At 48.9% G+C, this 20897-nt stretch carries 20 protein-coding genes; 7 read left to right on the forward strand and 13 right to left on the reverse strand.

Annotated elements, in window-relative coordinates; translation table 11 throughout:
• Nucleotides 1-106: 106 nt before the first annotated feature.
• The 12 genes from BLS44_RS16205 to BLS44_RS16260 form a co-directional block, all read right to left on the reverse strand.
• Nucleotides 107-1798 carry a sodium/sugar symporter gene (locus BLS44_RS16205; RefSeq protein ID WP_090391367.1) on the reverse strand — a complete coding sequence of 564 codons (1692 nt, stop codon included), beginning with the start codon at nucleotides 1796-1798 and terminating at the stop codon, nucleotides 107-109.
• A 75-nt stretch (nucleotides 1799-1873) separates the two neighbouring features.
• On the reverse strand, nucleotides 1874-3376 hold the full coding sequence (gene araA / locus BLS44_RS16210; RefSeq protein ID WP_090391269.1) for an L-arabinose isomerase: 1503 nt from the start codon (nucleotides 3374-3376) through the stop codon (nucleotides 1874-1876).
• Nucleotides 3377-3400: 24 nt separating this feature from the next.
• A complete protein-coding gene (locus BLS44_RS16215) occupies nucleotides 3401-4096 on the reverse strand; it encodes an L-ribulose-5-phosphate 4-epimerase (RefSeq protein ID WP_090391270.1) in 696 nt (231 codons plus the stop codon).
• A 2-nt stretch (nucleotides 4097-4098) separates the two neighbouring features.
• Nucleotides 4099-5769, reverse strand: coding sequence for a ribulokinase (locus BLS44_RS16220; RefSeq protein WP_090391271.1), 1671 nt, complete (start codon nucleotides 5767-5769; stop codon nucleotides 4099-4101).
• Between the two features lie 83 nt (nucleotides 5770-5852).
• Nucleotides 5853-6509, reverse strand: a complete 657-nt coding sequence (locus tag BLS44_RS16225) for an HAD family hydrolase (protein ID WP_090391272.1) — start codon at nucleotides 6507-6509, stop codon at nucleotides 5853-5855.
• A 96-nt stretch (nucleotides 6510-6605) separates the two neighbouring features.
• A complete protein-coding gene (locus tag BLS44_RS16230) occupies nucleotides 6606-7577 on the reverse strand; it encodes a glycoside hydrolase family 43 protein (protein ID WP_090391273.1) in 972 nt (323 codons plus the stop codon).
• A 49-nt stretch (nucleotides 7578-7626) separates the two neighbouring features.
• Nucleotides 7627-8052 (reverse strand): acyl-CoA thioesterase, encoded by a 426-nt coding sequence (locus BLS44_RS16235; RefSeq protein ID WP_245729236.1) that lies wholly within the window; start codon nucleotides 8050-8052, stop codon nucleotides 7627-7629.
• A 30-nt stretch (nucleotides 8053-8082) separates the two neighbouring features.
• A complete protein-coding gene (locus tag BLS44_RS16240; protein ID WP_090391274.1) occupies nucleotides 8083-10119 on the reverse strand; it encodes a protein-disulfide reductase DsbD family protein in 2037 nt (678 codons plus the stop codon).
• Between the two features lie 130 nt (nucleotides 10120-10249).
• Complete coding sequence (gene rfbD, locus BLS44_RS16245) at nucleotides 10250-11116, reverse strand: dTDP-4-dehydrorhamnose reductase (RefSeq protein ID WP_090391275.1); 867 nt, start codon at nucleotides 11114-11116, stop codon at nucleotides 10250-10252.
• A 1-nt stretch (nucleotide 11117) separates the two neighbouring features.
• Entirely contained in the window at nucleotides 11118-11666 is a 549-nt protein-coding gene (gene rfbC / locus BLS44_RS16250; RefSeq protein WP_090391276.1) for a dTDP-4-dehydrorhamnose 3,5-epimerase, read from the reverse strand.
• Nucleotides 11666-12955 (reverse strand): nucleotide sugar dehydrogenase, encoded by a 1290-nt coding sequence (locus BLS44_RS16255; RefSeq protein ID WP_090391277.1) that lies wholly within the window; start codon nucleotides 12953-12955, stop codon nucleotides 11666-11668. Before BLS44_RS16255 ends, rfbC begins: the two co-directional genes overlap by 1 nt.
• Before the next feature lie 23 nt (nucleotides 12956-12978).
• Nucleotides 12979-14103, reverse strand: coding sequence for a DegT/DnrJ/EryC1/StrS family aminotransferase (locus BLS44_RS16260; RefSeq protein WP_090391278.1), 1125 nt, complete (start codon nucleotides 14101-14103; stop codon nucleotides 12979-12981).
• Between the two features lie 79 nt (nucleotides 14104-14182).
• Between BLS44_RS16260 and BLS44_RS16265 the strand changes: the two genes are divergently transcribed.
• On the forward strand, nucleotides 14183-15433 hold the full coding sequence (locus tag BLS44_RS16265; RefSeq protein WP_090391279.1) for a 3-deoxy-D-manno-octulosonic acid transferase: 1251 nt from the start codon (nucleotides 14183-14185) through the stop codon (nucleotides 15431-15433).
• Here the strand turns inward: BLS44_RS16265 and BLS44_RS16270 are convergent.
• Nucleotides 15409-16158 (reverse strand): hypothetical protein, encoded by a 750-nt coding sequence (locus BLS44_RS16270; protein ID WP_090391280.1) that lies wholly within the window; start codon nucleotides 16156-16158, stop codon nucleotides 15409-15411. The genes BLS44_RS16265 and BLS44_RS16270 overlap by 25 nt on opposite strands.
• 93 nt (nucleotides 16159-16251) lie before the next feature.
• Here BLS44_RS16270 and BLS44_RS16275 point away from each other — a divergent pair, with 93 nt between their 5' ends.
• From BLS44_RS16275 to BLS44_RS16300, 6 genes are all read left to right on the forward strand, one after another.
• Complete coding sequence (locus tag BLS44_RS16275) at nucleotides 16252-16821, forward strand: thymidine kinase (RefSeq protein WP_090391281.1); 570 nt, start codon at nucleotides 16252-16254, stop codon at nucleotides 16819-16821.
• Nucleotides 16822-16834: 13 nt separating this feature from the next.
• Entirely contained in the window at nucleotides 16835-17488 is a 654-nt protein-coding gene (locus BLS44_RS16280; protein WP_245729237.1) for a heme exporter protein CcmB, read from the forward strand.
• A 296-nt stretch (nucleotides 17489-17784) separates the two neighbouring features.
• The gene (gene ccsA, locus BLS44_RS16285; RefSeq protein WP_090391283.1) at nucleotides 17785-18480 is read left to right on the forward strand and encodes a cytochrome c biogenesis protein CcsA; all 696 of its coding nucleotides are present in this window, start codon (nucleotides 17785-17787) and stop codon (nucleotides 18478-18480) included.
• On the forward strand, nucleotides 18477-18692 hold the full coding sequence (locus BLS44_RS16290; protein WP_090391284.1) for a CcmD family protein: 216 nt from the start codon (nucleotides 18477-18479) through the stop codon (nucleotides 18690-18692). Before ccsA ends, BLS44_RS16290 begins: the two co-directional genes overlap by 4 nt.
• A 58-nt stretch (nucleotides 18693-18750) precedes the next feature.
• Nucleotides 18751-20169 (forward strand): Glu/Leu/Phe/Val family dehydrogenase, encoded by a 1419-nt coding sequence (locus BLS44_RS16295; protein WP_090391285.1) that lies wholly within the window; start codon nucleotides 18751-18753, stop codon nucleotides 20167-20169.
• Between the two features lie 137 nt (nucleotides 20170-20306).
• Entirely contained in the window at nucleotides 20307-20858 is a 552-nt protein-coding gene (locus BLS44_RS16300; protein ID WP_090391286.1) for a YceD family protein, read from the forward strand.
• Nucleotides 20859-20897 lie beyond the last annotated feature (39 nt).

Here is a 20897-nt window from a genome sequence, read left to right on the forward strand (position 1 = left end):
ATAAAATTTAAACAGGCTCTAAAACGGTATGCAGGGCTACTGTCCCGTAAAAGAAAAAGCCGGTCACAGTTTTACTGCAACCGGCCTTGCCAGTATTGTGCCCTGTTTAGTAGAATAAGGTGTACAATGCAGCCAGGATGCCGCAAATAATAAGCGCCCCCACCAGGAAGCCGGAGTTGACTTTAAACATTTTTGCATCCACTTCCAGTCCATTGGGCTGTACGCCTCTTGCTACCTCTATTTTGGAGATAATATACATGCCGATGATACATACTGCAAATACGATCCCCATCCGGTCGAGGAACGGGATTTCGTAAACACCGCTGGCGTTGGGAACCGAAAAGCCTATCGAAGAAAGGAATTGCAGATCCATAACACCGGGTAAGAATTTAAGCGCCACCGAAAAAGCAAAACCTCCGATGGTGGCAAATAATGCCGCGGAAGAAGTCGTCTTCTTCCAGAAGAATCCTAACAGGAACATGGCAAAGATACCCGGCGACACAAAGCCCGTATATTCCTGTATGAACTGGAAACCGCCTTTTTTGTCGATACCGAGGAACGGAGAGATGATAATAGCCAGGATCATCGCTACTACGATGGCGATCCGGCCCACATTTACCTGCTGGGTTTCGGTTGCCGCAGTATTCAGCCGCTTTTTATAAATATCCAGTGTAAAGATGGTGGAGATACTGTTGATCTTGCCCGCCAGGGAAGCCACAATGGCCGCCGTAAGCGCTGCAAACGCCAATCCTTTTAAACCGGCCGGCAACAGGTTCAGCAATACAGGATAGGCCCTGTCCGGGTTCATCTCCCCATGTTCGATCATCTGGGCCTGGAAATCTACCCCGCCTACCACGCCTTCCTGGTGCAGGATATAAGCCGCAATACCGGGTATCACCACGATGATGGGCATTAATAATTTTAAGAACCCTGCAAATAACAACCCAGAACGGGCCGTTTTTAAATCAGCGCCCAACGCCCTTTGGGTAATATACTGGTTACATCCCCAGTAATTCAGGTTCACGATCCACATACCTCCTAAAAGCACCGTGAGCCCCGGCAGGTCCAGGTAATTGGGATTATCCTTCTTCAGGATCATGTGAAAATGATCGTCTGCTTTTGTTTTCAATGTTCCCAGCGCACTCATCACGCCATCCAGTTTAAAATGGTCTGCAACCAGCGACAGCGCCAGGTAGGTAGTGGCCAGGCCGCCCAGTATCAGGAAGAACACCTGGATCACATCCGTATAGCCGATTACTTTCATACCGCCCAGCGCAATGATCAGTGCAAAAAGCGCCAGCATGGACATACAGACCCAGAAGTTGATGCCGGAGATGGTGCTTACCGCAAGCGCCCCCAGGAACAAAATGGAGGTCAGGTTCACCACCACATAGAGCAGCAGCCAGAACACGGCCATGATCATGGCCACCGTACCGTTATACCGCTGGTTCAGGAATTGCGGCATGGTGTATATTTTGTTTTTCAGGTACACCGGCATAAAAAAGACCGCCACAATGATCAGCGTGGCAGCCGCCATCCACTCGTAGGTAGAAATAGCCAGCCCGATCTTAAAGCCGCTGCCGCTCATACCGATAAACTGTTCTGCAGAAATATTGGAAGCGATCAGCGAAGCGCCGATAGCCCACCAGGTAAGCGAACCTTCCGCCAGGAAATAGTCATGTGATGCAGAAACCGTAGCCTGTTTCTTTTTCCGGTATACCCAATAGCCGTAGGAGGCCACAATCAGAAAGTAGACTAAAAAGACAATATAGTCCGATATGCTTAGTTCATTATTCATATGCATGCAATATTAATATGATATTTAACAGTCCGCTAAAATAACTAAACCTGCTCTAATTTATCACATCGATCCTTAAATTTTATTCAACCGGTAATAAACATCGCTCCAGCGTAGCTCGTTTTTAAAATGATACAGGTCGGTGTCTTTGTTGATCCATACAAACTCAATACCCGCCATGCCCGCAAAATCTTCGAGATGCGCTGCCGTAAGGTTTTGCGAATAGCAGGTATGATGCGCCCCTCCTGCCAGGATCCAGGCAGCACAGCCGGTATTCATATCGGGATAGGGTTTCCAGAGCACGCGGGCCACCGGAAGTTTGGGCAGATCGTGCAGCGGTTCCACCGCTTCCACCTCGTTCACCAGCAGCCGGAACCGGTTGCCCATGTCCATCATGGAAGCATTCAGCGCGGGGCCGCCCTTTACATTAAATACCAGGCGCACCGGGTCGGCTTTTCCGCCGATCCCCAGCGGATGGATCTCGCAGGAAGGTTTTCCCATTGCAATACTAGAGCAGATCTCCAGCATATGCGAGCCCAATACCATTGGCTCACCCGCATCAAAATGATAGGTATAGTCTTCCATAAAGGAGTTACCGCCCTCAAGCCCGATGGCCATGGTCTTCATGGCCCGCACCAATGCTGCCGTTTTCCAGTCTCCCTCTCCCGCAAATCCGTAACCCTGCGCCATCAGCCGCTGCACCGCAATGCCCGGCAGCTGGATCATTCCGTGGAGGTCTTCAAATGTATCGGTGAACCCTTTGAAATTGCCCTGTTCCAGGAACCCTTTTAACCCCAGTTCAATGCGCGCCGCATCCAGCAGCGACTGGTATTGGGCACCATCGTTCTTTAATGAGGAGGCTACCTGGTATGTGTCCATATATTCCTGTACCAGCGCTGTCGCTTCCCTTTCGCCCACCTGGTCAATCACTGCTACAAGGTCCCCGATACCATGTGTATTTACACTATACCCGAATTTCATTTCGGCTTCTACTTTATCGCCATCCGTTACGGCCACATAGCGCATGTTATCGCCAAACCGTACAAACCGTGCACCCTGCCAGTCGTGCCAACCCATCGCCGCCCGGCTCCAGCTTGCAATACGGTCCAGCACCTGGTCATCCTTCCAATGCCCGACCACTACTTTACGGTGCTTGTTCATCCGGCTCAGCATAAAACCAAACTCCCGGTCGCCATGAGCCGATTGGTTCGTGTTCATGAAATCCATGTCGATCGTATTCCAGGGGATATCCCTGTTGAACTGGGTATGGAACTGCAGCAAGGGTTTATGAAAGATCTTTAATCCGTTGATCCACATTTTTGCTGGGGAAAAAGTATGCATCCAGGCGATCACGCCGATACAGGATGCGTTGAAATTAGCCTCTGCAAAAACCTGCCGGATCTCTTCCGGTGTTTTTACGGTATCTTTCCAAACAAGCTTCACCGGTACTTTTGATGTAGCATTGATATAGCGAACGATTTCCCGGGAATGTTCCGCCACTTCTCTTAACGTATCTGCGCCGTAGAGATGCTGACTGCCGGTAACAAACCACAATTCTAATTGCTCCAGATTGATCATATTTTATATTTTCGGTATCATTGATTACTGTCCGTAATAGCTGTTGGGGCCGTGCTTGCGCTGGTAATGCTTATCCATCAGCGCTTTTTTGAGCAGTGGCACCTGCGGGTTGATCTGCTCGGTGAGATACGCCATTTTTGCCACCTGCTCCAGCACCGCGCTGTTGTGCACGGCTTTGGCTGCGTTCTTTCCCCAGGTAAAGGGGGCATGATTGCCCAGCAGGATCATTTCTACTTCCCTGTAGTCAAAACCATTCTCCTTAAAATGATCCAGCACCTGGTAACCCGTTTGGATCTCATAGTCGCCCTGTATCATGGCATCATCCATAGGAAGCGCACAGGGTATGTCTACAATATTGTAATCCGCATGGGTGGTGCCATAGATGGGGATCGCCCTCAGCGATTGTGCCCAGGCCGTTGCATAGGTAGAATGGGTATGTACAATGCCGCCGATTCCTTCCCAGTGCCTGTACAGCACGGCATGTGTTTGCGTATCGGAACTGGGGTTCAGCGATCCGTCTACTGTTTTACCATCAAAATCAACGATCACCATTTTCTCCGGTGAAAGGTCTGCATACGCCACCCCGCTGGGTTTAATGGCAAAAACACCTTCCTGCCTGTCTGCCTCGCTGGCATTACCAAACGTAAAAAGCACCAGCCCCAGTTCCGGAAGCTGCATGTTTGCCGCATAAGCTTTCTGGCGGATCGTTTCGTATCTCATTGTTACAGATTATTATGTTCCAGAAATGCGCCGATCCTTTTATATTGTTCCATGCGCTTTTTATAGTAGGCATGTCTTTCCGGATCGGGAAAATATTCTTTATCAAATCCCTGCCCCATGGCCCTCATTGCATCCTCTACTTTCGGATAGATCCCGGCAACGGTTGCTGCAAACATAGCTGCCCCTATAGCGCAGGTCTGCTCTGACCGGTGGATGCGGATCGGCATATTCATTACATCGGCCATCACCTGCATGATATACGCCGATTTTCTTGCCACACCTCCCACACCGATCAGCCCTTTAATAGGAACGCCTTCTTCTTCAAAACGGTCCACAATGGCTTTGGCGCCAAAACAGGTGGCTTCTACCAGGGCTTTGAAGATACGGGGGGCATCGCTTCCCAGGCTCAAACCGGTTAGTGCGCCATGCAGCAGCTGGTTGGCATCCGGTGTTCTGCGCCCGTTCAGCCAGTCAATCGCATGCACGTCGTCTTCCTCCAGGGGCAGCGCTGCTGCCGCTTTGGCCAGCTCGGGGATTACCTGCGCTGCCGTTTCCTCCACCAGCGCTTTTGCCTGCGCTGCGGTTAATACATTGGATGCTTTCACCAGTTGCAGTGGCCAGGACAATACCTGCTTAAACCAGGCATATACATCACCGAAGGCGCTCTGCCCGGCCTCCAGGCCCGACATTCCGGGGATCACTGAGCCTGTAACCTGTCCGCAAATACCCTTTACGGTTTTGTCGCCGGCCAGGTCTTCCTGCGGCACAACCAGCATATCGCAGGTAGAAGTACCCATTACCTTGCTCAAATGATAGGGTTCTATTTGTCCGCCTACTGCGCCCATATGCGCATCCATGGCACCGATACCCACTACCACACTGGTTGTTAACCCCAGTCTTTCGGCCCATTCCGGGCAAAGCATTCCGGCCGCTTCATCTGCCGCATAGGTCTTGGAGGGCAAATGCGCTACAAAACCATCCAGCAGCGGGTCCAGCGTAGCAAAAAAGGTATTGGGAGGAAATCCTCCAAAAGCTTCGGACCAAAGGGCTTTATGACCGGCGGTACAAACACCCCGCTTGAGCTGCTGTATATCGTTGCCGCCGGTAAGCAAAAAAGGCAGCCAGTCTGCATGTTCCACCCAGCTTGCCGCATGCTCCCGAACGGCAGCATCTGTCCTGAAAATGCGCAGCAATTTTGCCCAGTACCATTCACTGGAATAAATGCCGCCTACATACCGGAGATAATTGGTTTCAAACTGTGTTGCATGTTGATTGATCGCCGCCGCTTCGGCCGTAGCCGTATGATCTTTCCATAAAACAAACATGGCATTGGGATTATCGGCAAATGCTGCAGACAGTGCCAGCGGCCTGCCCTGCCGGTCAACGGCTGCCGGGGTGGATCCCGTAGTGTCTATAGAGATCCCCCGGATCTGCGCGGCAACAGAGGCTCCTGATTGTTTTATACAATCTTTAATCGTTGCCTCCAGCCCCTCTATATAGTCTAACGGATGCTGCCGGAACTGGTTCTTTGAAGGCACACAATACAACCCCTGTTTCCACCTGGGGTATTGAAATACGGAAGCGGCCACTTCGGCTCCGCTGTATGCATTTACAATAACAGAGCGAACGGAATCCGTACCAAAATCCACCCCGATAACGTATGCTTCTTTCATTGACTAAAATCGTTTAAAGGTTAAAAATACAATTTATTTGTAATAATTGTAAAAATTACAATTATCTTTTCACAAAAGAGCCCTCAGAACAGCAGGTCCAGTGCCTTACCGGTAAAATCCGGTATATAAAACAGGATCTGCTGCAGTGCATGAAATGCTTCCGGCTGGTGCCCGGTTGTAATAATAACAGTGTCCATGCCTGCATTTTGAGCAGCCTCGGCCCCCTTTGGCACATCTTCAAAAACCAGGCAGTCTGAAGGCGTCACGCCGAGCGCGCGGGCACAGGTGAGAAAGGTTTCCGGGTCCGGCTTGCTCCTGGATACGTCACTGGCGGTTATGATCGCCTGGAAAAAATGCCGGATATGTAACCGGTCTACCACAAAATCAACATTAAACGGAATGGCAGCTGTACCAATGGCCATAGGGATCCGCCGGGCGGCAGCCCGCTCCAGGAAGCGCTCCAGCCCCGGTATCAGCTGCAGATGCGGCAGGTATGCTTCCTGGTAGATCTGCTCCTTCCGGATGGAAAGCGCCTCCTTTTCCTCCCCGGAAAATTTCCCGCTGCCAAAGATCCGGTCCAGTACTTCACCATTCTTGCCATACATCTGCCGGTCTACCTCCTCCCGGCTCAGCCCGGCGTTCAGCTCTTCATTCAGGATCCTGAACCAGGCTTCTGAATGAAAGGCCATATCATCTATGATGGTTCCGTTTAAATCGAAGATAAATGCCTTGTATCTCATTGCGCAAAATAATAGCGGGTAAGATACAGAGAAATAGAAAATTGCTGCTGCTTAATTTAGCCCGGGCAATTTAAGCAGGGGCAGAAAGCTGCGGGATCATTTCAGCGGTCTGGCCGCAACACCGGCATTGGTGAGCACTACCGGTTTTATGGTACCATCCTCATTAAAATAAAGATGTTCAATGCAGGTTTCACGCGCATTGCCGTCTTTTTCGGTAAGCGGGCGGCGATGATAAATAATATACCATTCATCACGCCCCGGCACCTGCACCACAGAATGGTGCCCGGCCCCTGTGGCGATCGCCGGATCCTGCTGCAATATCTTTCCGATACGTCTGAAAGGCCCCAGCGGGCTATCGGCTATGGCATAGGACACGCTGTAGTCCGGCCCGGTCCATCCTCCCTCAGACCACATAAAATAATATTTTCCCCCGCGCATGAACATTACCGGTCCTTCCACATATTTTTCCGGTGTGATCTCTTTGAACAGGCTGCCATCCTTAAAGGGTATAAAGCCGGTAAAATCATCTTTTAACCGGGCAATATTACAATGCCTCCATCCTCCGTAAATGAGGTACCAGGCGCCATCTTTGTCCTTAAACACAAACTGATCGATGGGTTGTGCCCCGTTATGGAACCGGTCTACCAGCGGCCTCCCCAGGTAATCCTTAAAAGGTCCCTGGGGTTTTGATGCCACAGCTACGCCGATACCCCCCGTTTGCTGATCGTTCTGGATATCATTGGCGCCGAAAAATAAGAAGTACCTGTTTTTCTTTTTTACGATGGCCGGCGCCCAAAGTGCACGCTTTGCCCATTTTACAGAAGCCGTATCCAGTATCTTTTCATGCTTTTTCCAATGCACCAGGTCGCGGGAAGAAAAAGCATCCATAAAGACCTGCTTATGATAGGGAGCGGAATAAGTGGGATAGATCCAGTAGGTTTTATTAAAGATCACCGCTTCCGGGTCTGCATACCAGCCCGGGAATAACGGGTTTCCTGAAAATTTTTGCTGTCCGTTCGCAATCAGCGCCACCAGGATCAGGCCCAGCAGCCATGTTTTTTTTTGCATACACTTCCTGTTTTTAAACCGACCGGCCCCGTTGCCGGCGCCGGACTATTTAGGATGATTTCAACAATCGTTCTGCCACAAAGGTAATGGCTGTTTTACCATGGGGCGTGGGTTTTCCTTCTTTATCCAGGTTTACAAATACCATACGGTCGATGGTCAGTATGGGTTCATGGGTTATTTTATTCCTTACCTCGCAGCGCAGCGTTAAGGAAGTATTGCCAAACCGGGTGGCAACGATGCCGATCTCAATGATATCGCCCTGCCGGGGGGAAGCGATAAAATTAATTTCGGAAATAAATTTGGTAACGACATGCGTATTCTCCAGCTGGATGATAGCGTACAGTGCGGCTTCTTCATCGATCCATTGCAGCAGGCGCCCGCCAAACAGCGACTGGTTGGGGTTCAGATCTTCCGGCTTTACCCATTTACGGGTATGAAACCGCATCTCCTTTTCATCAAATACCTTGTTATCCATAATGAATCTCCGTATTTATTAAAACAGCTGTTAAGGATTCCGCTTCCTGTACTCGGCAATTACCCGATCCAGGTGTGCCACAAATTTAGACACGGAGGGTATATAGGGGTACCCTTCCGCAGCCAGGAGCTGCTCGTCCTCATCAAGAAAGAAATATAAGGGTTGAACGAGCGATCCGTAACGGCTCACCTGCAGATCGCTGTTCTTCTCGCCCAGTGTTTCAACCTGCTTGCCCAAACTTTTAGAATAGTATTGCTCTCCCACCGGTATATCAACACCATTGTGTACATCCGTAAATAAAGAAGCGATCACAAAATCGTTTTTCAGCCGCTGCATGACTGCGGGGTCGCTCCAAACCTGTCCTTCCATCAAACGGCAGTTGATACAATTCACACCCGTAAAATCCAGCATCAATGGCTTTTTAACCTTCCGGGCCACATCGAGGGCTTCCTGGTAATCAAAATAAGTCACAAGACCGTTATTAACGACCACATCCGGCTCATGTTTTTTCATCACCGCCACATACTTCACCGGCGCCGGCAATCCTTCCCGGAAATGTACGGTATCTTTTTCACTCCCGCTCCTGCTGCTCATCGATTTCGGGTCAAAACCCGATGGCAGGTCATCTGCGTTGAAATCCTGGGTACCCATAGGTGGCAGGAAGGCAGATAGGCCTTTTAACGGAGCCCCCCATAATCCCGGAACCAGGTACATGACCATGCTGAAAGAGGCAATAGCGAAAAACAACCGGGTTACCGATAAATGTGGTAATCCAAAATCATTCCTGGGCAGCTCGTCATCATGCCGGAACTTCAATTTCCCTAAAAGATACAAGCCCAGCAGGAAGAATATTACGACCCAAAGTACGATGAAAATTTCCCGGTCGAGAATGCGCCAGTTCTGCGTCAGGTCTGCATTAGACAAAAATTTGAGCGCCAGCGCCAGTTCCAGGAACCCAAGGGTCACTTTTACCGCGTTTAACCAGCCGCCCGCCTTACCCAGCATATTCAGCTTACTCGGGAAAAAGGCAAACAATGCAAAGGGAAGCGCCAGGGCCAGCGAAAAGCCAAACATTCCTACCAGCGGGCCCATCCGGCTGCCCTTAGAGGCCAGCACCAGCAAATTGCCGATGATCGGGCCGGTGCAGGAAAATGATACCACTACCAATGTAAGCGCCATAAAGAAGATCCCCAAAAGGCTTTGGGTGTTGGCCCTGCTATCGGCCCTGGTACCCCATGAAGAGGGGAGCGCAATTTCAAATGCTCCCAAAAATGAGATACCAAAGATGAGGAACACCAGGAAAAAGACCAGGTTGGCGATCCAGTTGGTCGCTAATTTATTTAATGCATCGGGGCCGAAGATAACCGTAATGAAAAAGCCCAGGAGCGTAAAAATGACAATGATCGACAATGAATAAACAAGGGCATTGCGGATCCCCTCCGTCTTTGTCTTGCTGCGCTTCGTAAAAAAGCTGACGGTAATGGGGATCATTGAATACACACAGGGGGTTAACAGCGCTAACAATCCGCCGGCAAAGGCGGTAAGAAAAATCCAAAGCAGGGATTTATTCGTGCCGGGGCCGGTCGTTTCACCGGCCGCCGCTTTTACCTCTTCATTCTTTACATAAAACTTAAAAGGTTCTTCAAAGGAGGCAAAACTGTCTCCCGCCTTATACATATAAGTTGTAGCGCCCTTCACTACAGCGCTATCACCTTTTTTCAGTGTTACCGATTGCGCCCATTGCACCGAGTCTTTTACAAAGGATACCGGCACATTCAGTACCGCGTCCGTGTGCTGCACCAGGCTCCCTTTTTCTGTAAGGCTATCTTTCAGGTATTGCCGGGCAGCCGTGTCAAATACCACCGCAGAAAAAACATCCTTGTTCTGCGGCGTCTGCAGGCCAAACAACTCAATGCCCGCTGCCTTAACATGGGCCGTAATCACAAGACGGATCTCCGTTTCACTAATCCTTTCCTGGTTATAGGTCAATTTGATTTGGGTTGAATCCTGCGACGCGACAACAAATGCAGCCAGCAACAAAGGAAAAATGGTTAAGATCCGCTTCATGAACAAGTATTTACAATTACCGGCAAAAATAAATTTTTATACCGCACTAACAAATGTTTATACGTATAAGATACCTACTATAATCAATAACACCCTCCCTTCCGGAATGTTGCAAACCGCTTCCCCACCACTATGGCTGCAGCTTGCTGATGCATTTTTCCAGGCTCTCCCTCCAGGCAGGAATGATGATGCCGTAGGTTTCTTTTATACCGGTTTTATCAAGAACCGAATAAGCGGGACGCCTGGCGGGCGTTGGATAGTCTGCAGTTGGAATGGGATTTATCATGCAGGTACTGTGGATCAGTTCCCGGATCGCCCCGGCAAATTCGTACCAGCTGGTCTCCCCTTCATTGGTATAATGATAAATGCCCCGGACCCATTTTCCCGACTGAATTATGCTTATAATAGCCGCGGCCAGGTCAGCGGCATACGTGGGTGATCCATACTGATCGGCCACTACATTGATCACCGGCTTTTCCGCCATCAGCCGGATCATTGTTTTTACAAAATTTTTTCCAAAGGAGGAATAGACCCAGGCTGTCCGGAGAATGACGGCATCTGTATAGCGCTCCGCCAGCTCCTCTCCTTTTAATTTGGTAGCGCCGTACACACTTACCGGGTTGGGATGATCTGAAGGTTTGTAGGATTGCGAGGCGGTTCCATCAAAAACATAGTCAGTAGAAATATGGACCAGTTTTGCTCCAACCGCGGTACAGGCTTTTGCCAGGTAACCAACCGCCCGCGCATTTACAGCTTCAGCTTCCTCCTGCGCTCCGGTCTCCTCCGCTTTATCCACGGCCGTATAAGCCGCACCATTGATCACATACTGCGGACGAACCTGCTCCATGTATTCCCGCACATCCGCTTCGTTGGTAAGCTGCAGGGTTGCGCGCTCCGTAAAATCAAAAATCATTCCGGGAAGCCCGGCATATTGCCGGAGCTCCGATCCCAGCTGTCCATTGGATCCTGTAACCAGGATTTTAACGGGCTGCTCCATATCAAAAATTATTTAAAGCATCCTTGAATGCGGGAAGCAGCCGGTCCTTTTCGGAAATGATCTGTTCCGCTTCCGGTATATGCCAGTTGATGGCCAGGTCCGGATCATTATACAGAATGCCGCCCTCGCTTTCCCTGTGATAAAATGCATCGCATTTATAAAGCACGGTTGCACCGGCACTCAAAACCGAAAATCCGTGTGCAAATCCATGGGGGACCAGCAGCTGCTTTTTGTTTGCCGATGAAAGCTCCACGGTGAATACCCGGCCATAGGTGGGTGATTGTTTCCGGACATCCACGGCCACATCCAGGATGGAACCCTCAAGTACCCGTACCAGCTTGCATTGCGCATGGGGGTTCAGCTGGTAATGCAACCCCCGGATAACGCCGTAGGAAGAATGAGACTGGTTGTCCTGTATAAAATGATAGCTGATCCCCGCTTCCGCAAAAGCAGCCTGATTATACGCTTCAAAAAAACACCCCCGTGTATCCTCAAATACGCGGGGTTCATATAACAGCAGTCCTTCGATATTGGTATTGGTAAATGGCATTATAAACTAAAATAACTCCGGTTATTGATTTTATTCCGGTACGTCCCTTTTATATCTGCAACAATTGCGTTCTCTTTTGTGATGCTGCAAAAATAAGCATCATCCAGCTGAGCGTATTGACGGTGGGGCACCGCTACTATAACAGCATCGTAATTAGAGGCCGGGGCGCCGGTAAGCGAAAAACCGTACTCATGCATTAAGGCATCTGAATCGGCCAGGGGATCCTCTACATGAACGTTTACCGAATATTCCCTGAGCGCCGCAACCACGTTGGCGATCTTACTGTTCCGGATATCACTCACATTTTCCTTAAAGGTAACGCCCTTGATCAGCACCACGGCCTCGGCGATATTGGTGCCGTTCTTCAGGATATGTTTCACCACCTTTTCTGCCACATGCTTGGCCATGCGGTCGTTGATGCTCCGGCCGGCCAGGATCACTTCTGCGTTGTACCCCAGCTGGTTTGCCTTGTGGGTAAGATAATAAGGATCTACTCCTATACAATGCCCCCCTACCAACCCCGGCTGGAACTTCAGAAAATTCCATTTGGTGCCGGCAGCTTCAAGCACTTCGTAGGTATTAATATCCATCATGTTGAAGATGATAGACAACTCGTTCATCAGGGCAATGTTCAGGTCCCGCTGCGTATTTTCAATAACTTTGGCGGCTTCTGCTACTTTTATGGAAGAAGCCTTATGTACCCCCGCCGTTACCACAAGGCGGTACACCGCGGCAATTACCTCCAGGGCTTCTGCATCACAGCCCGCCACTACCTTAACAATAGAGCTGAGCGTATGTTCCTTATCACCCGGGTTGATCCGCTCCGGCGAATACCCCAGCTTGAAATCCTCTTTATACTTTAAACCGGATATTTCTTCAATCACCGGTAAACAGTCTTCTTCTGTACACCCGGGATATACGGTAGATTCAAAAACGACATAATCCCCTTTCTTGATGACCTTTCCAATGGTTGCGGATGCTTTCAGCACCGGTGTCAGATCCGGGATATTGGATGCATCCACCGGTGTGGGCACAGCTACAATAAAGAAACGGGCCTCCCGCAGTACATCGATCGAACTGGTAAAAGTGATGTCGCAACCTTCAAAAGCCTCCGGTTCCAGCTCATTACTGGGATCGATACCCTTTTGCATCAACCCGATCCGCTGCCCGTTGATGTCGAACCCAATAACGGAAAGCTTCTTTGCGAACTCAAGAGCGATCGGCAATCCCACATATCCCAGCCCGATTACGGCCAGTTTTTCCTTTTTGCTCAATAGTGCTTCGTACATATGCTCACCTGTTCTTTTGAATATTAAAGAATGGACAGCACCGTGTCCGTTATAAATTGCAGCTGCTCTTCATCCATTTCGGTATGAATGGGCAGGGAGATCACTCTTTCCGTTAACCAGGAAGTCAGTGGTAACTCCAGCTGGCCTACTCCAAATTGTTCAAACATTTTCTGCTTGTGTGCCGGCACCGGGTAATAGATCATGGAAGGCACCCCCGTTTTATCGAGCCGGGCTTTAAACGCATCCCGGTTTACCCCTTCCAGCGCGATGGTGTATTGATGATAAACGTGATCCGAATAGTCTGCCTTATGAGGTGTAATGACGGAGGCCGTGTTCGCAAATGCCCGGTCATAGTAAGCGGCCGCTTCCTGCCGCGCGGTGCAATAGGCGTCCAGGTGGTTAAGCTTTACATCCAGGATGGCTGCCTGTATACTATCAAGCCGGCTGTTACAGCCGACCATCTCATGATAGTACCGCTCTTTTTGCCCGTGATTGGCGATCATTTTCAATTTTTCCGCTAATGCGTCATCATTGGTACACATAGCGCCCCCATCTCCAAAAGCCCCCAGGTTTTTACTGGGATAAAAGGAGGTACACCCGATATGCCCGATGGTTCCGGTTTTCTTTGATGTCCCATCCGAAAAATGAAAGTTACAGCCGATCGCCTGCGCATTGTCCTCCACCACGTAAAGACGGTGCTCTTCCGCAACCTTTAAAATGGCCTCCATATTGGCCGATTGACCATATAAATGAACGGGAACGATCGCTTTTGTTTTGGGGGTGATCGCCTTCTCAATTGCAGCCGGATCTATACAAAAAGTCCTGGGGTCCACTTCTACAAAAACCGGGGTCAGTTTTAATAAGGCGATCACTTCCGTTGTTGCTATATAGGTAAATGAGGGTGTGATCACCTCATCGCCCGGTTGCAATCCCAGTGCCATGAGGGCTATTTGCAGGGCATCTGTTCCGTTTGCACAGGGGATCACGTGTTTTACGCCCAGGTAGGCTGCCAGGTGATCCGAAAACTCCTTTACAGGCCTGCCATTGATAAAAGCTGTGCTTTCCATTACATCCAATACAGCTTTGTCTACCTGGTGTTTTATCCTGTGATACTGAGAATGCGTATCTACCATATATAAAGGTCTCATATAAATCGCTTTAATTGGGTTGCAAATGTAATTAAATAAAAACTACTTTGCAGCGCATTAAATTTGCAAAAAAGAACAAGTGTCAACTTTTATATATTCCCTTTTCCTGCATAGCTACCGGGCTTTTATTGTTATGGCCTCCCTGTTTAATAAAAAAGCCCGGTTATGGGTGGCCGGAAGAAAAGACTTAACGGCCCGGCTGCGGCATGCTCTCAGAGATAATGCGGCGCCTGTTATATGGATACACTGCGCCTCGCTGGGAGAATTTGAACAGGGCCGTACCATCCTGGAATCATTGAAAAAACAATACCCCGGTCATAAGATATTGCTCACCTTCTTTTCCCCCTCTGGCTACGAGATCCGGAAAAATTATGCGCATGCCGATTGGGTTTTTTATCTTCCGCTCGACACCCGCCGCAATGCCCGGGATTTTGTGAACCTGGTAAAACCCGCACTCACCATCTTTGTGAAATATGAATACTGGTATCACCTGTTGCATGCACTTAAAGACAGGGGAAAGCCGGTGCTGCTGATATCCGCATTGTTCCGGGAAAACGCCATTTTCTTTAAGTCCTATGGAGGCTTTCACCGGGGTATGCTCCGCTGTTTTACGCATATTTTTGTACAGGACCCTGAGAGTAAAGACCGGCTTAGCCCCATCATACCGGCCACAAAGATCACGGTAGCCGGGGATACAAGGTTCGACCGCGTTGCTGAGATCGCTTCCGGGTTTGAGCCGATACCGGCCATTGCTGCATTCGTTCATCAACACCCCCTGGTACTGGTAGCCGGAAGCACCTGGCCGGATGATGAAAAAAAGCTGGCCACTTATCTAAAATCAAACAATAGCAAAATCACATTAATAATTGCTCCTCATGAAGTTAATGGAGATCATATAAAGGAAATAAAAAGCCTTTTTCCTGCTGCGTTGCTTTTTTCCCGGCTAAAGGAAGCACCCGGACTCAGAAGCAATGTATTGATCATCGACAATATCGGGATGCTATCCCGCCTCTATTATTATGCAGATATCGCCTATATCGGCGGCGGTTTTAATAAATCCGGCATCCACAATACCCTTGAGGCTGCCGTTTTTGGGAAATCCGTTCTATTTGGTCCGAATTATCAAAAATTTGCAGAAGCCAGAACCCTCATTAAAAATGGAGGTGCCTTTAGTTACAATACTAATTACCAATTAATTAAGATACTAAATAAACTGGAGGCAAACAGGGATTTCCGGCAGGAATCAGGGGTAAAAGCAGGGCAGTTTGTAAGCGAGAACACCGGTGCTACCCACATTATACTGAGTTATATCTGCGAAAACCTGCGATAGATCAGCCGGTCGAAGTATTCCACATCGCGGTTGTTGGCCCATCCCAGTTTTGTTTTAAGCTCCCGTTTTACCCAGTATTCAGCTTCTTCCAGGGTATCAAAATTATTGATCGTTTTGATGCTGCGGTTGTACATAACCGCATCGCCCCGGAACAGGTTTTTCACAAACCGCTCCCTGTCCGTATCGGAAACATCAACCGTAAGATCGCTGATCCGGCTTACAGGAACAGCCGCAGCTCCGTGTTCCGGTTCCACGGTTATTGCGATGTTATTATCTGCCGCCACAAGCAGGTCCCCATTGCGGACCTGCTGAAACAGTGTTGGAACTTCAATTAAAGGATCAAATTCCTGTATTTTCATCCGCTTATCGCCTTTACCGCTACTTTTAGCTGAAGAAGGTTCGGGCGCGGCAGTGTACATTCCCGCTTCATGCTGCAACTCCAGCAGCCGCAGCTCTTCTTCATCCGCTTCATCCTCACCGGAGATATCCAACTGGAAATATTCCCTTTCGTTTCCCTGCTTATCCTTAATGATGATTCCTTTGTTCACGGAAGGCATATTCGGCATCACAACAGCAACACTGCTGCTGCCTAACACAGCGGTTTCCCTCATCTCACCGCTGATCTCCCGCTGGATCATTTGCGTTGTGATCAGTAACTGAGATAGATCTGCCTTGTTATTAAATTGGGTTCTTAATTTTTCGATCAGTGCTTCTATTCGCTGCATTATCCTACTTTTGAACAATTATGGACACAATGTAATGATAGCAATATACAAATAACACTCCAAAAATTGTTTCCATTACAATAAAAACAGAAGATGTTTATAGAACCGAATCTTACAGGGGGCCGTCGCGGGTGGATAGAGGTGATCTGTGGCTCCATGTTTAGCGGTAAAACAGAAGAGCTGATCCGGAGGTTAAAGCGTGTAAAATTTGCGAACCTTAAAGTGGAGATCTTTAAGCCGGTGCTGGATACCCGCTATGATGAGGAACATATTGTATCCCACGATACCAATGCCATCCTATCTACTCCTGTAGACAACTCCCAAAAGATCCTTTTATTAGGACAGGATGCCGATGTCATCGGCATCGATGAAGCCCAGTTCTTTGATCCCGAACTGCCGGATGTATGCGACCGGCTGGCCTACCAGGGGATCCGTGTTATTGTGGCCGGGCTGGATATGGACTTCACCGGCAAGCCTTTTGGGCAAATGCCCTTTATGCTGGCAAAAGCCGATTACATTACCAAGCTGCATGCCATTTGTGTGAGATGCGGCAATATTGCCAACTATTCCTATCGTAAGATCCCGGACAACGAGCAGATCATGCTGGGCGCCACGGATGCCTATGAGCCCCGTTGCCGCAAGTGCTATTTTGATAAAGTTTAAACACGGAGGGCCATTGCCACAACATCCTATTATACATTTAGTAAAAAAAGATATACTTCTTGAAATCAGGCAGCAATACAGCTTATATGGTATTTTATTATATATTGCAGCTACCGTTTTTGTGCTTTTCCTGGTGATTGATGAACCCGAGGGCGCTATCTGGAACGGGCTCTTTTGGGTGATCCAGCTATTCATCTGTATCAACGCGGTGGCCAAAAGCTTTTTACAGGAAAGCCGGGCACGCATGCTCTATTTTTATACCATTGCCTCCCCTGTTCACTTTGTACTGGCCAAGCTGCTGTTCAATTCCGCATTGATGCTGCTGATGTCCTTCGTAAGCCTGTTGCTGTTTTGGGCCCTGCTGGGCAACCCGGTTCAGAAAACAGCTCCATTCATAGGCCTGGTATTATTAGGGGGATGGAGCCTGAGCATGGTATTTACCTTCCTGGCAGCTATTGCTGCCAAGGCACAGCAAAACGCGGCAATCATGGCCATACTCGGGTTCCCCATCATCGTGCCGCAACTGATGTTGCTGATGAAGATCACTTCCGCAGCCTTTAATCCGGTCCTTTCTATTTTATGGAACGATATAGCCCTGCTGGTTTCCCTGGATGTACTGGTAGCGATTCTTGCAGTGATCCTCTTTCCTTTTCTATGGAAGGACTAGTGCCCTGTCCATGATGCTTTTTCGCCACAGCAGGGAAGAACTGTTTTTCCGCGCTTCCGTGGCAGATCTTAACAGTCAGTGTATGCCTGATATGACATCAGGTTGCTCCGGGATTCCGGTATAAAATAAGCCTGCGGGATCTTTTGTTGATGGAAATACCGGGGGCCGGCAAAACTGTTACCGAATTTCTACAGGAATTCTATTTTTATTACTCAATTTTCAAATTTGGTTGAGTAAACAACTTTCCGCTTACTTTTGTGTTTTACTCTAAAGTGTACAGATAAGAATACCTGAATATGTATAAATCGTGGTGGAAAATCCTTTGTGTACTTCTCTTGATATACGCGCTTGTAGCCGGACTGCTTGTTAAAGTTCCCAACTTACCCATCCTGGGTGAAACCAGTCGCAACCTGTTTTACCATGTAGGTATGTGGATGGCTATGATGGTGCTTTTTATTTGCTCTGTAGTGCATTCCGTTAGGTACCTGCGCACCATGAACCTGAAGTACGATATCGCCGCTAAAAACTACGCAACGGTGGGCCTTTTCTTCGGACTGCTGGGCTATGCTACCGGGTCGATCTGGGCCAGCTATACCTGGGCCGATCCCAACAACCCGGCCTTTCAATCGTTCAGCGCGGTAGCCCGGGAGCCCAAACTGATCGGTACCGCAGTAGCCCTGCTGATCTATTTTGCCTACCTGATCCTGAGAGATTCTATGAGTGACCTGGACAAGAGGGCGAGGGTGAGCGCGGTCTACAACATTTTTGCATTTGCGATGCTCTTCCCCACCATTTTTATTGTGCCGAGGCTGCTGCCCAGCCTGCATCCGGGACAGGAAGGAAATCCTGCGCTGAACTTTAAAGATGTAAGCTCCGAAATGCGGATGGTGGAATATCCCGCTTTTATCGGGTGGGCGCTGCTGGGTGTATGGATCGCAACGCTGAAGATCAGGATCAATTTACTGAAAGAAAAATCGCTTTTGAAAAAATGAAAAAATCTGTCAACCATTTTCTCGCTTTTATAACCCTGCTGGCCCTCCCCGGCCTGGCCACAGCACAATCCGCCCCCGACTCTATCATGAGAAGCAACGGAAGAATTTATGTGGTCATCGCCGTATTGCTGGTGATCCTGCTGGGCATATTCCTTTATATGTTCCGGGTAGAAAGAAGGCTGAAAAAGCTCGAGAAAGAATCCAGGGATTAGTTCAGACAAGCTCCCTGGGAACTATTGCGCAACATTGCTAATTTGAAAATATACAACTATGTCTGAAGTTCAATACAATTTTTTTGAAGCGGTAGAAAAAAGCTTTCACCGGGCCGCCCAATTTACCAAATGGGATAAAGGGTTACTGGAACAGATCAGTGCCTGCAATTCGGTTTACCGGATGCGTTTCCCCATAAAAAGGGAGAACGGGGCCATCGAGGTCATTGAAGCCTACCGCGTACAGCACTCCCATCATAAGACCCCCTGCAAAGGAGGTATCCGCTTTTCAATGCAGGTGACCCAGGATGAGGTAATGGCCCTGGCTGCGTTAATGACCTACAAGTGCGCCATTGTTAACGTTCCCTTTGGCGGAGGCAAAGGCGGCATCAAGATCGACCCCAAGAGCTATACCCCCTACGAACTTGAAAAAATAACCCGGCGCTACACATCGGAACTGATCAAAAAGAACTTTATCGGTCCCGCTACAGACGTACCCGCTCCCGACTACGGAACCGGCGAACGGGAGATGGCCTGGATCGTGGATACTTACAGCGCCATGAACCCGCAGGAAATTGATGCGGCCGGCTGCGTAACCGGCAAACCTGTAAGCCAGGGCGGCGTACGCGGGCGCAGGGAGGCTACAGGGCTGGGCGTATTTTTCGGTATCCGTGAAGTTTGCAACATGCAGGAGGAAATGGAAAAACTGGGATTATCCACCGGTGTTGCCGGGAAAAAGGTCATTATACAGGGACTTGGAAATGTAGGTTATCATACCGCTAAATTTTTTCACGAGGCCGGTGCACTTATCGTAGGCATCGCCGAGTATGAAGGCGGCATCAGCAACGAACAGGGGCTGGATGTGGAAGAAGTCTTCCAGCACAGGCGGCGTACGGGCTCCATTCTTAATTTCAGCGGAGCCGTCAACCACAGCAATTCGCTGGAAACGCTGGAGCTCGCCTGCGACATCCTTATCCCCGCGGCGCTTGAGAACGTCATTGATAAGAACAACGCTCCCCGTATAAAAGCAAAGATCATTGGTGAAGCAGCCAATGGCCCGCTGACCCCCGAAGCAGATGAGATCTTTTTACAAAAGCAGGTACTGGTGATCCCGGATATGTACCTGAATGCCGGGGGAGTAACCGTTTCCTATTTTGAGTGGCTGAAGAACCTGAGCCATGTGCGGTATGGCCGCCTGGAGAAACGGTTCACAGAAAATGTAAATACCACCATACTGGAGGAGCTGGAGCACCTCTCCGGGAAGAAAGTAGCAGAAAAAAACCGGAAAATGATCATGCATGGTGCCGATGAGGTGGATCTTGTATACAGTGGCCTGGAGGAGACCATGATCGGCGCTACCCGGGAAATTATGGAGGAATGGCGCAATAACCCGGATATCCCGGACATGCGAACGGCAGCTTACGTGGTGGCAATCAATAAAGTAGCTACTACTTATGCTGAATTAGGGATATTCCCTTAGAGAGACGCCGGCAGGTTGATGGGTTAACGGGCAGGCCCTTGTTAACTTTTCAACTTTTAAACTATTCAGACGCCAATTAGGCTGTTTCAAATAAATTACGTACCTTTGCATCCCAAATTAAAGGGAGGAGTTGAGCCATGGCTTACAGAAGAGAGTATGATATTGCTTTTGTGGGTTTAAAACCGGGAGTTCATGAGTTCAATTATGAAATAACAGATCGGTTCTTTGAAGCATTTCAACAGCAGGACTTTGCCAATTGTAAAGCCCATATAAAATTGTCGCTTGATAAAAAGAGCAGTTTTATGATGCTGAAGTTCGAAGTGGGGGGCAAACTGGATGTGGTTTGCGACCGCTGCAACAACACGATCTCCCTGGATTTATGGGATGAGTTTATCATTACCGTAAAAATGGTGGAAGAGCCGGAGTTAATGAATGACCAGGAAGACGATCCGGATGTTTACTACATCAGCCGGGGAGAAAGTCACCTGAATGCGGAGAACTGGATTTATGAATTCATAAACCTGAGTATACCGATGCATAAGACCTGCGGGTTTGAGAATGCGGAAGGTCCGCAATGCAACCCCGAAGCGTTGAAAATGCTGAACAAACTGGAGGCTGAAGCCAAATCCAAACAGGAGAGCAACCCCCTCTGGAAGGATCTGGAAAAATTCAGGAACCTGGACAATTGAGTTTTTGTAAAAAAGAAGAAAAAGATAATTTAGAACTAT

This window comes from Niabella drilacis, assembly GCF_900101395.1.
Classification (GTDB): Bacteria; Bacteroidota; Bacteroidia; order Chitinophagales; family Chitinophagaceae; genus Niabella; species Niabella drilacis.